Origin of the sequence: Lysinibacillus sp. KU-BSD001 (assembly GCF_042920265.1) — a bacterium.
Taxonomy (GTDB): domain Bacteria; phylum Bacillota; class Bacilli; order Bacillales_A; family Planococcaceae; genus Lysinibacillus_B.
This window is the reverse complement of record NZ_JBDQZI010000004.1, coordinates 50,324-64,483: the sequence shown is the minus strand read 5'-3', so window position 1 is coordinate 64,483 and position 14,160 is coordinate 50,324. Positions and strand designations below refer to the sequence as shown.

Annotated in this window: 13 protein-coding genes; 9 read left to right on the top strand and 4 right to left on the bottom strand. The window is 39.8% G+C overall.

All coding sequences use genetic code 11. The annotated features are described in order from the left end of the window. Position 1 precedes the first annotated feature (1 nt). Both AAGS61_RS07440 and mscL read right to left on the bottom strand, forming a co-directional pair. Entirely contained in the window at positions 2-1,114 is a 1,113-nt protein-coding gene (locus AAGS61_RS07440; RefSeq protein WP_391369541.1) for a methionine biosynthesis PLP-dependent protein, read from the bottom strand. A 169-nt stretch (positions 1,115-1,283) separates the two neighbouring features. Then, on the bottom strand, positions 1,284-1,676 hold the full coding sequence (gene mscL, locus AAGS61_RS07435; protein ID WP_391369538.1) for a large conductance mechanosensitive channel protein MscL: 393 nt from the start codon (positions 1,674-1,676) through the stop codon (positions 1,284-1,286). 149 nt (positions 1,677-1,825) lie between these two features. Between mscL and AAGS61_RS07430 the strand changes: the two genes are divergently transcribed. Continuing rightward, positions 1,826-2,533, top strand: a complete 708-nt coding sequence (locus tag AAGS61_RS07430) for a lytic transglycosylase domain-containing protein (protein WP_391369535.1) — start codon at positions 1,826-1,828, stop codon at positions 2,531-2,533. 50 nt (positions 2,534-2,583) lie between these two features. Here the strand turns inward: AAGS61_RS07430 and AAGS61_RS07425 are convergent, their stop codons facing one another. Beyond that, complete coding sequence (locus tag AAGS61_RS07425) at positions 2,584-2,841, bottom strand: GlsB/YeaQ/YmgE family stress response membrane protein (RefSeq protein ID WP_391369533.1); 258 nt, start codon at positions 2,839-2,841, stop codon at positions 2,584-2,586. 113 nt (positions 2,842-2,954) lie between these two features. Beyond that, positions 2,955-3,497, bottom strand: coding sequence for a cysteine hydrolase family protein (locus AAGS61_RS07420; protein WP_391369530.1), 543 nt, complete (start codon positions 3,495-3,497; stop codon positions 2,955-2,957). Between the two features lie 784 nt (positions 3,498-4,281). Between AAGS61_RS07420 and ilvD the strand changes: the two genes are divergently transcribed. From ilvD to leuC, 8 genes are all read left to right on the top strand, one after another. Next, the gene (gene ilvD, locus AAGS61_RS07415) at positions 4,282-5,952 is read left to right on the top strand and encodes a dihydroxy-acid dehydratase (protein ID WP_391369528.1); all 1,671 of its coding nucleotides are present in this window, start codon (positions 4,282-4,284) and stop codon (positions 5,950-5,952) included. Positions 5,953-6,286: 334 nt separating this feature from the next. Further along, positions 6,287-6,544, top strand: a complete 258-nt coding sequence (locus AAGS61_RS07410) for a hypothetical protein (RefSeq protein WP_391369525.1) — start codon at positions 6,287-6,289, stop codon at positions 6,542-6,544. A 39-nt stretch (positions 6,545-6,583) separates the two neighbouring features. After that, positions 6,584-8,308, top strand: coding sequence for a biosynthetic-type acetolactate synthase large subunit (gene ilvB / locus AAGS61_RS07405; protein WP_391370341.1), 1,725 nt, complete (start codon positions 6,584-6,586; stop codon positions 8,306-8,308). Beyond that, positions 8,305-8,820 (top strand): acetolactate synthase small subunit, encoded by a 516-nt coding sequence (gene ilvN / locus AAGS61_RS07400; protein ID WP_391369522.1) that lies wholly within the window; start codon positions 8,305-8,307, stop codon positions 8,818-8,820. The genes ilvB and ilvN overlap by 4 nt, the downstream gene beginning before the upstream one ends. Before the next feature lie 85 nt (positions 8,821-8,905). Further along, positions 8,906-9,919: a ketol-acid reductoisomerase gene (gene ilvC, locus AAGS61_RS07395; protein WP_391369519.1), complete on the top strand. Its 1,014-nt coding sequence runs from the start codon at positions 8,906-8,908 to the stop codon at positions 9,917-9,919. Continuing rightward, positions 9,919-11,460 carry a 2-isopropylmalate synthase gene (locus AAGS61_RS07390; RefSeq protein WP_391369516.1) on the top strand — a complete coding sequence of 514 codons (1,542 nt, stop codon included), beginning with the start codon at positions 9,919-9,921 and terminating at the stop codon, positions 11,458-11,460. The genes ilvC and AAGS61_RS07390 overlap by 1 nt, the downstream gene beginning before the upstream one ends. A 172-nt stretch (positions 11,461-11,632) precedes the next feature. Next, a complete protein-coding gene (gene leuB / locus AAGS61_RS07385; protein ID WP_391369514.1) occupies positions 11,633-12,733 on the top strand; it encodes a 3-isopropylmalate dehydrogenase in 1,101 nt (366 codons plus the stop codon). Positions 12,734-12,748: 15 nt separating this feature from the next. After that, positions 12,749-14,155 (top strand): 3-isopropylmalate dehydratase large subunit, encoded by a 1,407-nt coding sequence (leuC, locus tag AAGS61_RS07380; RefSeq protein WP_391369511.1) that lies wholly within the window; start codon positions 12,749-12,751, stop codon positions 14,153-14,155. Positions 14,156-14,160 lie beyond the last annotated feature (5 nt).

The following is a 14,160-nucleotide window of genomic DNA, read 5'->3' as shown; positions in this document are numbered from 1 at the left end:
TCTACACTCCTTTACGTAACGTATCAAATACTTGTTTCAAATCAGCAATAAGATCCTCTGCTTCTTCTACCCCTACAGAGAAGCGAAGTAGACGGTCACATACACCACGTGCTACACGTTCTTCATACGGCATATCTGCGTGCGTTTGTGTTGCAGGGTAGGTGATAAAGCTCTCTACACCACCTAAACTTTCCGCAAATGTAATGAGTTTCATATTGCGTAAGAATGGATCTACCATGTTTGCCTCTTTTAAGCGGAATGATAGCATGCCACCTTTTCCTGTATAGAGAACATCTGTTACAAGCTCTTCCGATTGTAAATATTCAGCTACTTGTTTGGCATTCGCATCATGTTGTTTTAAGCGTAAATGCAACGTTTTAAGACCACGAATAACGAGCCAAGCATCCATTGGGGAAAGGACAGCACCTGCCCCGTTGTGAATATAAGCAAGACGCTCACAAAGCTCAGCCCCTTTTGCCACGACTAAACCAGCTAACACGTCATTATGTCCACCGATGTATTTTGTTGCACTATGGACCACGATATCAGCCCCTAATTCAATTGGACGTTGGAAATAGGGTGTATAAAATGTATTGTCAACGATTAATAATAAACTGTGCTTCTTTGCTAATTCGTTATAAGCAACTAAATCAATTTCTTGCATTAATGGGTTTGTTGGTGTCTCAATAAATAAAGCTTTTGTATTGTCATTAATTAAGCTTTCAACAGTCTCTATAGATGTGAATGGTGAATAGACGGGCTTAATATTGTAAGTATCACCGTATACTTTAAATAAACGGTATGTCCCGCCGTATAAATCTTCAGGAACGATTAGTTCATCGCCAGGGGCAAATAAAGATAAAATAAGTTGGATTGCTGCCATACCCGAACTACAGGCAAAACCTTGGTCACCGCCTTCAAGGTTGGCAATTCCTTCTTCTAAAATCGTTCTAGTCGGATTTTTAGTACGTGTGTAGTCATACCCTGTCGATTCACCAATACCTGCATGTTTATAGGCTGTTGATAAATAAATAGGGGGGTTAATAGCACCCGTTTTTGCATCACTTAAATTACCAAGTTGTACAAGTTTCGTTTCCATTTTACGTTCAGTCATACAAATCACTCTCTCTACTCACATTAATTTACGAAACATTTCGAATGAATCGATTATTACACCAATTTACCATGTAAAAAGGTACTGGACAACCTAAGAAATAAAAAAACGCCTATGTTTTCGGATAGACGTTGAAAATTATAGGCATCGTGTATAGACTTGTTGGAGATTAAGCTTGCTGTTTTTTCAGTAAGTCACGAATTTCTTTTAGTAGCTCTTCTTTTGTATCAACTACAGGTGCAGCAGGCTCTTCAGCAACTTCTTGTTTCTTGCGTAAAATGTATTTATTGATAAATTTTAAAGCCATGAAAATGGAGAAGGCGATAATTAAGAAATCGATGACAGATTGGATAAATGATCCGAACATGACGGATTCCTTGCCCACTGTCCATACAAAATCATTTGTAAAATCGATTCCGCCTACTAGTATACCTATGAGTGGGGTAATAATATTTTGTACTAAAGATGTTACAATGGCATTAAAAGCGGCACCTATGACAACCGCAATCGCAAGGTCTAATACATTACCCCGCATAATAAACTCTTTGAATTCTTTCCACATATGGATTATAGCTCCTTTATTTGATGTATACTGGTATAATTAAGAGATACTCATTCTAATAGTTTTTCGATTAAAACTCAACTTTAATTCCTTGTACGTTACATAAATGTGATGTGATTTAACTATTCATTTAAAGGTTTGGTGGTATTATGTCAAAAAATAAAAAGAAGAAAAAGAATAAAAAGCCGTTGCTTTCTCCACTATATAAAATATGTTTAATTGTTCTGATGCTACCTGTTACGATAGCGATTTATATAGGGGTTTATTTTGCTTGGGAGGAATTTAAAGGTCTACCGTTTATTAGAGAATTTGTGGAACCGAGTGAAATCGCGAAGATTCAAGCCAATTTTGATCTTGAAATCCCTGTTGAGTACATCCCGATTTATATGGAGGCTGGGGAAAAATATAATATTCCGTGGACATTACTTGCAGCACATCATCGAATTGAGACACGCTTTTCTACGATGCAAACACTGATCTCACCAGTCGGAGCAGAGGGGCATTTACAATTTATGCCATGCACTTGGGTTGGATGGCAGCATAATACATGTTCTGGACTTGGTGAGGGGGAGATTACAGATGAAGAAAAGTTGGATCCACAAACAATTGCGCTGTATGGTGGCTATGGAGTAGATGCTGACGGTGATGGTATTGCAGACCCATTTCATATTGAAGATGCCATTTACTCTGCGGCGAATTTTTTAGCCATTGCTGGTGCAGCGAATGGCGAGTTAGAAAAAGCGATTTTTCAATATAACCACAGTGAGGAATATGTAGAAGACATATTATATTACTACAATTTATACAACACGTATAAAGAGCGCCTGGAAACAGAAGTAATTACTGTGAATTCCTAGTGCAACTAAAAAAGGAATCGCCGACGAGCGATTCCTTTTAATTGACATATTTAAGTCGCCTTACGCATTGATTTTAAAATAAAGCTGACGATGAAAATTAATACGATTGCGCCAATTAGTGCAGGGAATACGTAAAAGTCAGACACTCTCCAACCCCAATTGCCAAGCAACATACTTCCTATCCACGAACCGACAATACCGGCAACAATATTACCAATCACACCACCTGGGACATCTTTCCCCAGAATGATACCTGCTAACCAACCTAAAATACCACCAATGATTAAAAACCAAATAAAGCTAATCATAATTGCGTACAACTCCTTTAAAATTGTTAGTGATCTATGATAGCGTCTATTTAGTTATTTCCTGTGATATAGCAAATTAAACGTAATCGGACGTAAATTTAATAAAAATTTAATTATATTACTTTAGCGCCTAACGTATTTGTAAAATGTTCTAATGCCCAGTCATGACCTGCCGTATTAAAACTAGCTACCCCATTTTTGTAAACTGTAACATGATAGCCTAAATTATAAGCATCCACAGCCGTGTGAAGTACACAAATATCTGTGCAAACGCCAACTAAGGCGATGTCACGAATGCCGCGTTCTTGTAATAGCTGATGTAAATTCGTTCCTGCAAATGCAGAGTATCTCGTTTTATTTAACGATATGCAGCCATTTTTATGTTTTTCATAAACGTCTTTGACCATGCCATATAAATCACGGCCAGCTGTTCCGGCAATATTATGCGGTGGAAACAGTTTCGTTTCTGGATGGTATTCGTCGTTTTCATAGTGAATATCATTTGTAAAAACGACAAGCTCATTAGCTGCTACATACTTTTCAATTAAAGAAGAAATTGTTTGTTCAATTGCTTGGCCCGGTTTACCACAAGTTAATTTTCCGTCATCTGCTACAAAATCATACGTATAGTCAATCACAAGTAAAGCTTTCTTCAATTTTTTCCCCTCCTCTGACATATGTTTTATTATGCCATGTAATCAAGGGGAAAGTGTTATCTAAATGTTATAAAAGTTTAAGGGAAATAAGAATATTTGATTAAAATAAAAATAAACTTAGTTTAAGAGGTGATCATCATGGATAAGGCATTAATGAAAAAGCTTGATAAACAAGGTTTTATTTTTGCAACGTTGCATACGGTGATTTGGTTAAACCTCGCAGTTGAATTTTTATTTCTCTCCTAGCGTATAAGCTAGGTTTTTTTATTGCGAAAGACCATCTTACTAAACGTAGTCAATAACACATTTCATCCAGAAATGATGTATATTATCCGACACTTATAAATTATTAAAATTTAATTAATGAAAGCCACTCAAGGAATAGTGATTTTACAGAAGTAACTGTTTTCGAAGTATCTGTGTTATTTGATCCTGTTTAATCATTACCTTTATTTGGTATATAGGTTGTGTTTTCTTCGTTACGACCGAGCTGTATAAGGTGAAAGATACGTTTTGACGAAATATTTTTTTATTTTCATAGAGATTAAAAAAAATGCTAAACGAGAAAAAACATTGCAATAATCATAAAGAAACCGCTTTCTTTGTTTTTCAATGTTTTTAATTGTCTAAAAAATTCAAAAATAGTGTTGACGAGCATAAGGTTTTCGTACTATGATAGCAACAATTTAATACGTTCGTTGTTTCAAGCGAACATCAATATGTAAACATAGGTGATTGAAAATTCAGCATCTAATAACATATGTAGACGTGAGGGGCGTTCTAAATGAGAAGTGATATGATTAAAATGGGGGTAGACCGAGCTCCTCACCGTAGTCTTTTATACGCTACGGGGAAAGTAAAGGCGAGAGACTTAGATAAGCCTTTTATCGGTGTATGTAACTCGTACATCGACATTATTCCAGGGCATGTGCACTTACGTCAGTTTGCAGATGTCGTGAAAGAAGCGATTATTGAAGCAGGCGGTATCCCATTCGAGTTCAATACAATCGGTGTTGATGATGGGATTGCAATGGGCCATATCGGGATGCGTTATTCGTTGCCATCGCGTGAAATTATTGCAGATGCTGCAGAAACAGTAATTAACGCACACTGGTTTGATGGAGTGTTTTACATTCCAAACTGTGACAAAATTACGCCTGGGATGTTAATGGCAGCTGTTCGCACAAACGTACCATCTGTCTTTGTATCAGGTGGACCGATGGAGGCAGGTACTTCTGCAAGCGGGAAGCAACTTTCATTAACAAGCGTATTTGAAGGTGTCGGTGCTCATAAATCGGGTAAAATGACAGCTGAAGAGTTATTAGATATTGAAAACAATGCATGTCCGACATGTGGTTCATGTTCAGGGATGTTCACAGCGAACTCGATGAACTGTCTAATGGAAATGTTAGGGGTAGCTCTACCAGGTAATGGTACAATTGTTGCGACAAGTGAAGAGCGACACCAACTAATTAAAGAAGCAGCTAAACATTTAGTGCGTATGATTAAAGAGGATATTAAACCTCGAGATATTATTACAAAAGAAGCAATCGATGATGCATTTGCGTTAGATATGGCGATGGGTGGATCAACGAATACCGTTCTACATACATTGGCAATTGCAAATGAAGCAGAAATCGAGTACAACATAGAAGATATTAATAAAGTCGCTGAACGTGTACCTTATATAGCGAAAATTATGCCAGCATCGGATATTTCGATGGATGACATTGCAAAAGCAGGTGGCGTGCAAGCAATCATTAATGAGTTAACTAAAATTCCTGGAGCTATTCATCCAGATAGACCGACGATTGCAGGGGTTACAATGCGTGAGCTTGTGAAAGATTATCATATTACGAATGATCAAGTAATTCGTACAAAAGATAATCCATACTCGCCAGTAGGTGGTTTATCGATTTTATTCGGTAATATTGCACCAGAAGGTTCTGTTATCAAGGTTGGTGCGGTTGACCCATCTATACAAGTATTTACAGGTGAAGCGATTGTGTTTGACTCGCAAGAAGAGGCACAGGCTGCTATTGATAATGGTGACGTGCGTGAAGGGCATGTCGTTGTCATCCGCTATGAAGGTCCAAAAGGTGGACCAGGGATGCCTGAAATGCTTGCGCCAACTTCAGCCATTCAAGGGCGTGGTTTAGGTACAAAAGTAGCTTTAATCACAGATGGTCGATTCTCAGGTGCATCTCGCGGTATTTCAATTGGGCATATTTCACCAGAAGCAGCAGAAGGCGGTCCAATCGCTTTAGTTGAAAATGGTGATGTCATTACAATTAATCTACCAAATCGTACGATTCAACTAGAAGTTTCAGATGAAGTTTTAGCTGAACGACGTACAAAATTAACACCATTTGAGCCAAAAATTAAACGCGGTTGGTTAGCACGTTACTCAAAACTAGTGACAAATGCTTCTCAAGGCGGTATTATGAAAATATAATATTTACGAAAACGTTGATGAGGTTAAAGGTTACAGAGCCTTGTATCTACCAGAGAGCCGGTGTTGCTGGAAGCCGGCGATACAACTGTATCCGACATCCCCTCGGAGTGAGCTATTAAACGCGATTTTGCCATTAGATAGCTCCGGGCATGAACAGTGCTCGTTATTAATGAATAGTGTGTCAATTTTAGTTGCGCGCTGAATTATCTGAAACTTTCTAACATTCGGCGAAGATTGACTGTTCAAGCTATTTACGAGGCAGCTTATTTAAGTTGTGAATAAGGGTGGTACCATGAAAAGTCTTTTTCATCCCTACGCAAAGGTTTTCTTTTGCGTGCGGAGAAGAAGGCTTTTTCTTTATCCCGCATTAACGGGCAGTAATTTATCTGTACCGAAAGCGAAGCGACAGGTACAAGATCCTCACCTTGAAGTGAGAGGTGAGAGATTAACTGCCCATAAAAGCCCGATTGGTTCGGGGCAACAGGACGTTGCTCACTCAGGTGTTGCCACAGGAAGTGGTGTTCTTAGCCTGAGTACCTTTATACATCAGTGGGAGCCACTGATTGAAGTTTCACTTTATCAGTTTAAGTAGGGAGGAGTAAACGAAATGTCTAATGTTTCAGCAAAAGAAATGCAAAAGCAAGAAGTGACAGAAGAAGTAAAAAAGCCGCGTGATGGTGCAGATATTTTAGTGCAAGCATTACATGATCAAGGCGTTGATATAATTTTCGGTTATCCAGGTGGAGCGGTATTACAAATTTATGATGCGATGTACCGTAATCCAATTCGTCATATTTTGACACGTCATGAGCAAGGTGCAATCCATGCAGCAGAAGGCTATGCACGTGTAACAAACAAACCCGGCGTTGTCATTGCGACAAGTGGTCCAGGAGCAACAAACTTAGTAACGGGTATTGCGGATGCAATGATTGACTCGATTCCACTAGTAGTTTTCACTGGCCAAGTAGCAACATCTGTAATCGGTACAGATGCATTCCAAGAAGCGGATATTATGGGCATTACAACACCAATTACAAAGCATAATTACCAAGTACAGGATGTGCGTGATATCCCACGCATCGTCAAAGAGGCTTTCCATATTGCGAATACAGGACGTAAAGGACCGGTTTTAATCGACTTCCCGAAAAACGTATCGCAAACGCTATTTACAGACGGTGATATGCCAGAAACACCAGAGGAAATCTATTTACCGGGTTATCAACCGACATATAAACCAAATTACTTGCAAATTCAAAAAGCCATTCAAGCAATCAGCTTAGCGAAAAAACCGTTAGTACTTGCTGGAGCGGGCGTATTATTCGCAGATGCACGCGAAGAATTAACAGAATTTATTGAGAAGTACAAATTGCCAGTTATTAATACGCTGTTAGGATTAGGTAGCATTCATGGTCAGCATGAATTGTTCTACGGTATGGCAGGTATGCATGGAACAGTGACAGCAAACGATGCGATTACACAATGTGATTTACTGATTAATATTGGTGCTCGTTTTGATGACCGTTTAACGGGGAACTTGTCGACATTTGCGCCAAATGCAACGATCATTCATATTGATATCGATCCAGCGGAAATCGGTAAAAACGTGCCAACGGATATTCCGATTGTAGCAGATGCAAAAGAAGCATTAAAAGCGCTGTTAAAAAAAGAGTTTGATGCACCGGATACAACGGCTTGGTTACAATATCTTGATGAACAAGACAAAGAATTCCCGCTTTGGTATGACGAAGATCCAAATGAAATTATGCCGCAACAAGCGATGGAAGCAATTCAAAAAATTACAAACGGTGATGCGATTGTTACAACGGATGTTGGTCAACATCAAATGTTTGCAGCACAGTACTATAAATTAAATAACCCGCATGACTGGGTAACGTCTGGTGGACTTGGTACGATGGGCTTCGGTTTCCCAGCGGCAATTGGAGCACAGTTTGCGAAGCCAGAGAAAAAAGTTATTTCAATTTGTGGTGACGCTGGATTCCAAATGACAGCACAAGAGCTGGCATTATTAAAAGAATTCAACTTACCAGTGAAAATTGTCATTTTAAATAATGCTTGTTTAGGAATGGTACGCCAATGGCAAGAAACGTTCTATGAAGAGCGCTATTCTCAATCATTAATGCCAATTCAGCCTGATTTCGTGAAATTAGCAGATGCATATGGCGTTAAAGGATATTTAATTGAGAGATTAGAAGATATGGAAGCGACACTAACAGAAGCTATCAATTCTGATGAGCCGGTGCTAATTGACCTTCGTGTAAAACAGCAGTCAAGCGTTTATCCAATGGTTGCACCAGGTAAAGGATTACATGAAATGATCGGGGTGAAAAAGCTGTGAAACGAGTAATTACTGTTATTGTAATCAATCAAAGCGGTGTACTAAATCGCGTAACAGGTCTTTTAATGAAGCGTCAATTCAATATCGAATCAATTACTGTAGGTCATACAGAGCAGCCAAACTTCTCCAAAATGACATTCGTTGTTCATGTTGAAGATGAGCGCAAAATTGAACAGCTGATTAAGCAATTATCAAAACAAATTGATGTACTAAAAGTAAATGATATTACGGATAAATCAATCGTCATTCGTGAGCTTGCTTTAGTGAAGGTGATTTCACCGCCGAACTTGCGACTTGAGATGAATGCAATCATTGAGCCGTTCCGTCCACAAATTATCGATACAGCAAAAAATGTTGTGACGTATCAAGTAGTCGGACATCCAGAGAAAATCGATGCATTTATTGAACTAATTCGTCCATATGGAATTAAAGAATTAACACGCACAGGTGCTACAGCATCCGTTCGTGAAACACAAAAATCGGATCAACCGCAGCTATCTATTCTAAAATAAAATTTCAGAATAGTTTGCAATATAATCTTGGGGATCGGTGACACCGCATCCCCACGCATATAAAAATTTTAGGGGGCATTTTAAAATGGCACAAATGTATTATGAAAATCAAATCAATGATGAAGTATTAAAAGGGAAAAAAATCGCAATTATCGGTTACGGTTCACAAGGTCATGCGCATGCATTAAACCTTAAAGAATCAGGCTTTGATGTACGTGTAGGTGTACGTCCAGGTAAATCATTCGACCAAGCAAAAGAAGATGGCGTAGATGTTAAATCAGTAGCAGAGGCAGCAGCAGAAGCAGATGTAATCCAAATTCTACTTCCAGACGAGCGTCAAAAAGCAGTTTACGAGGCTGAAATTTTACCACATTTAACTGAAGGTAAAGCGTTAATGTTTGCACACGGCTTCAACGTACACTTCGGTCAAATTACACCACCAGAAAACGTTGACGTATTCTTAGTAGCGCCAAAAGGTCCTGGCCACTTAGTTCGTCGTCAATACCAAGAAGGTGCTGGTGTACCAGGTTTATTCGCTATTCACCAAGATGCAACAGGTCAAGCACGTGATTTAGCTTTAGCTTACGGTAAAGGGATTGGTTCAGCTCGTGGTGGTTTACTTGAAACAACATTTGCTGAAGAAACAGTGACAGACTTATTCGGTGAGCAAGCAGTACTTTGCGGTGGCGCAACTGCACTTGTAAAAGCTGGTTTCGAAACATTAGTAGAAGCAGGTTACCAACCAGAGCTTGCATACTTTGAAACATTACACGAATTAAAATTAATCGTTGACTTAATGTTCGAAGGTGGTATGGAGACAATGCGTTACTCAGTATCAGATACAGCTGAGTGGGGCGACTATGTAACAGGTCCACGTATCGTAACAGATGAAGTAAAAGCAAACATGAAAGCAGTATTAAAAGACATTCAAGACGGCACATTCGCTAAAGACTGGATCAGCGAAAACGAAACAGGTCGTCCACGTTATACAAAATACAAAGAAGATGGCGCTAACCACCAAATCGAAGAAGTGGGTCGCAAACTTCGTTCAATGATGCCATTCATTAATGAAGGTAAAGAGAAGGTAGTGGTGAAATAGTGCGTAAAATCGATATTTTTGATACGACACTACGCGATGGAGAGCAATCGGCTGGTATTAACTTAAATACAGCTGAAAAAATCGAAATCGCCAAACAATTAGAACGATTAGGCGTTACCATTATTGAAGCAGGGTTCCCTGCTTCAAGTCCTGGTGACTTTGAAGCGGTAAACTTAATCGCAAAAACAGTAAAAAATTCGATTGTAACAGGTCTGGCACGTGCGGTAAAAGGTGATATTGATGCGGTTTGGGAAGCGATTAAAGTCGCAGAACAGCCACATGTACATACATTTATCGCAACAAGCCCGATCCATATGGAATATAAGCTGAAAAAAACACCAGATCAAGTAATTGAGCAAGCCGTAGAAGCGGTGAAATATGCAAAAAGCAAATTTTCATTAGTTGAATTTTCTTGTGAAGACGGCTTCCGTTCAGATCAGGACTTCCTTGTTCGTATTATTAATGAAGTGATTAAAGCAGGGGCAACAACAATCAATGTACCCGATACAGTAGGGTATGCTTCTCCTGAAGAATACGGTGCATTATTCCGTTTCTTACGTGAAAACTGTACAGGTGCAGATAACGTCAAATTCTCTGCACATTGCCATGATGACCTTGGGATGGCGGTAGCGAACTCGATTGCCGCTGTGCAAAATGGTGCGGATCAAGTGGAATGTACAATTAACGGAATCGGTGAGCGTGCAGGGAATGCGGCGCTTGAAGAACTCGGTGTCGCGTTCCATATCCGTAAAGATAATTACGGCGTTGAAACGGGATTAAACTTAAAAGAAATTAAGCGTACATCTCAATTAGTGAGCCGTCTAACAGGTGTTGTCATTCAGCCAAATAAAGCGGTTGTTGGTAAAAACGCATTTGCGCATGAATCAGGTATTCACCAAGATGGCGTACTGAAAAACCCTGAAACATATGAAATTATTTCACCAGCCTTAATTGGTGAAGGGGAAGTACCATTAGTCCTTGGTAAACATTCAGGGCGTGCTGCATTCCGCGATCGTGCAGAAAAAATGGGCTTTGACTTATCAGATGACAAATTAAACAAAGCGTTTGGTGAGTTCAAAAAGCTTGCTGACCGCAAAAAAGAAGTAACAGAAGAAGACTTAGTGACGTTATTAACAGAACAACAAGTATCTGTTGAAGACGTGCCACTATTTGAATTAAAGAGCGTGCAAGTGCAGTACGGAACAGAAAATATTCCAACTGCAACGGCTTCGATTATTACACCAGCAGGCGAAACGAAAACACTTGCTTCGACAGGCTCTGGTTCAGTGGAAGCGATTTTCAATACGTTAGCACAGCTTGTAGCAGGCGAAGTGAGCATTCTTGACTACCGCGTAAAATCAGTTGGTAAGGGTGAGGATGCACTGGGTGAAGCGGTTATTAACTTAAGTTATAATGGCTTCCAAGTAACAGGTCGTGATGCAGCTCAGGACGTATTAGAAGCTTCTGCAAAAGCGTATTTAAACGCAATTAATCGTCAATTAATCCAAGAAAGTATTCGTGCTCGTCAGCCGATACATTAATACGAGCGCCATCAAGCGTAAGTTTGATGGCGTTTCTATAAAGCGACACTTTAAATAAGTGGGGGAAATGAGACTCGTATCGGGTATTCCGCTTTTGGTACAGATCCATTACGGCCCGTTAATACGGGATAAATCATTCGCGTAAGTTGCGATAAAAGGAAAGGTGTTTTTAATGGAAAAGAAAATTACAGTATTGCCTGGAGACGGCATTGGACCTGAAGTAGTTGCTTCAGCGGTAAAAGTTTTACAAGTGATTGGTAAACGATATAATCATACATTCCACCTTAGCTATGCAGCGATTGGTGGCGCGGCAATTGATCAATTTAATAATCCATTACCGGATGAAACAATCGCTATGTGTGAAGAAAGTGATGCTGTTCTCTTAGGTGCAGTTGGTGGTCCAAAATGGGATAACAATCCACCAGAGTTGCGTCCTGAAAAAGGCTTATTAAAAATCCGCAAGCATTTTGATTTATTCGCAAACCTCCGTCCTGTAAAAGCATTTCCTAGCTTACTCGCATCTTCTCCGTTAAAGCGTGAAGTCGCAGAAAACGTGGATTTAATGATTGTTCGTGAATTAACAGGCGGTATTTACTTCGGAGAACCTCGTTTGAAAACGAATGAAGCGGCAGTGGATACATGTGTGTACTCTCGTGCTGAAATTGAGCGTATTATCGATAATGCATTTGAGCTAGCTCGCTTACGCGGTGGGAAACTTTGCTCTGTTGATAAAGCAAATGTACTAGATACATCTCGTTTATGGCGTGAAATTGTAGAAGAGAAAAAAGCACAATACCCAGATGTAGAAGTAGAACATAATTTAGTAGACTCTGTTGCGATGAAATTAATTACAAACCCAGGTCATTATGACGTAGTCGTAACGGAAAATATGTTTGGTGATATTTTATCGGATGAAGCATCTGTTATTACTGGTTCACTTGGTGTATTACCATCCGCGTCGATTCGTGGCGATCAATTTGGTCTTTATGAGCCGGTACATGGTTCAGCGCCAGATTTAGCAGGTCAAGGTGTAGCAAACCCAGCAGCGACAATTCTTTCTGTTGCGATGATGCTACAATACTCATTTGGTTTAAAAGAAGAAGCAGCAGAAATCGAACGCGCAGTAAATGCGGTATTTGAGGATGGCTACTTCACGGCAGACTTAGCACGTGATGGAGACCGTGTATTAACTACAGATGAATGGACAGATAAAGTCATAAACGAGATTGATGCAAACTTCGTTTCTGATAGTATTATGATTTCATATAATTAAGGGTTGGTGAAGACAATGGGAAAAAACATTATCGAAAAAATTTGGGAGCAACATGTCGTATATCGTGAAGATGGCAAGCCAGACTTACTGTATATTGATCTTCATTTAATTCATGAAGTAACAAGTCCGCAAGCGTTTGAGGGGCTACGCCTAGCGGGTCGTCAAGTACGTCGTACAGATCTTTGCTTTGCTACAATGGATCACAACGTACCGACAAAAAATTTACCAACAATTAATGATCCAATTGCAAAAAAACAAATTACAACACTTGCCGATAACGCAAAAGAATTTGGTGTGCAGCTAGCAGATATCGGGCACCCTGATCAAGGGATTGTACACGTAATCGGACCAGAGCTTGGTTTAACACAACCAGGTAAAACAATCGTATGTGGTGACTCACATACAGCAACACACGGTGCATTTGGTGCATTAGCATTTGGTATTGGTACATCTGAAGTAGAACATGTGATGAGTACACAAACGTTATGGCAAACAAAACCACCGACAATGGAAATTCGTGTGAATGGTGATTTGCCATTTGGTTGTACGGCAAAAGATATTATTTTAGCAATCATTGCAAAATGGGGTATCGGTATTGGTACTGGCCATATCGTAGAGTACACAGGTGAAGCCATTCGTGCCCTTTCAATGGAAGAACGTATGACAATTTGTAATATGTCTATTGAAGCCGGAGCGAAAGCGGGTCTTATTTCTCCTGACGAAACAACAGTAGAATATTTACGTGGGCGTCGTTTTGCACCACAAAAGCAGTTTGAAGAAGCAGCTGCTTACTGGCTAAGCTTAGCTTCGGATGCGGATGCAACATATGATGTCGTATTAGAAATTGAAGCATCTGAAATCGAACCAATCGTCACATGGGGGACAAATCCATCCATGGGGATCGGTGTAACGAAAACAGTCCCAACAAAAGCGGACTACGATAACGATATCGACCGCAATGCATTAGACAAAGCATTAAAGTATATGGATTTACAAGAAGGGCAAAATATTACAGATATCGAAATTCAACACGTATTTATCGGTTCTTGTACAAACTCTCGTTTATCAGATTTACGTGCAGCAGCGGATATTGTAAAAGGCAATAAGCTAGCATCAGGTGTGAAAGGCATTGTCGTACCAGGCTCTTGGTCTACGAAAAAAGCAGCGGAAGAAGAAGGGTTAGATCAAATCTTCTTAGATGCAGGCTTTGAATGGCGCGAGTCAGGCTGTTCTGCTTGTTTAGGTATGAACGAGGACGTGATTCCAGCAGGCGAACGCTGTGCATCAACGTCAAACCGTAACTTCGAAGGACGTCAAGGTGCAGGTGCACGTACGCATTTAGTATCACCAGCAATGGCAGCCGCGGCTGGTATTCACGGTCGCTTCGTCGATGTTCGTACGCTAATTAAGCAAGAAGCATAAGCAGG

Excerpts from the sequence above, each read along its gene's own strand:
- mscL (WP_391369538.1), bottom strand. The coding sequence starts at position 1,676 with ATGTGGAAAGAATTCAAAGAGTTTATTATGCGGGGTAATGTATTAGAC.
- ilvB (WP_391370341.1), top strand. The coding sequence starts at position 6,584 with ATGCAAAAGCAAGAAGTGACAGAAGAAGTAAAAAAGCCGCGTGATGGT.
- AAGS61_RS07430 (WP_391369535.1), top strand. The coding sequence starts at position 1,826 with ATGTCAAAAAATAAAAAGAAGAAAAAGAATAAAAAGCCGTTGCTTTCT.
- ilvC (WP_391369519.1), top strand. The coding sequence starts at position 8,906 with ATGGCACAAATGTATTATGAAAATCAAATCAATGATGAAGTATTAAAA.
- AAGS61_RS07440 (WP_391369541.1), bottom strand. The coding sequence starts at position 1,114 with ATGACTGAACGTAAAATGGAAACGAAACTTGTACAACTTGGTAATTTA.
- ilvD (WP_391369528.1), top strand. The coding sequence starts at position 4,282 with ATGAGAAGTGATATGATTAAAATGGGGGTAGACCGAGCTCCTCACCGT.
- AAGS61_RS07425 (WP_391369533.1), bottom strand. The coding sequence starts at position 2,841 with ATGATTAGCTTTATTTGGTTTTTAATCATTGGTGGTATTTTAGGTTGG.
- leuC (WP_391369511.1), top strand. The coding sequence starts at position 12,749 with ATGGGAAAAAACATTATCGAAAAAATTTGGGAGCAACATGTCGTATAT.
- leuB (WP_391369514.1), top strand. The coding sequence starts at position 11,633 with ATGGAAAAGAAAATTACAGTATTGCCTGGAGACGGCATTGGACCTGAA.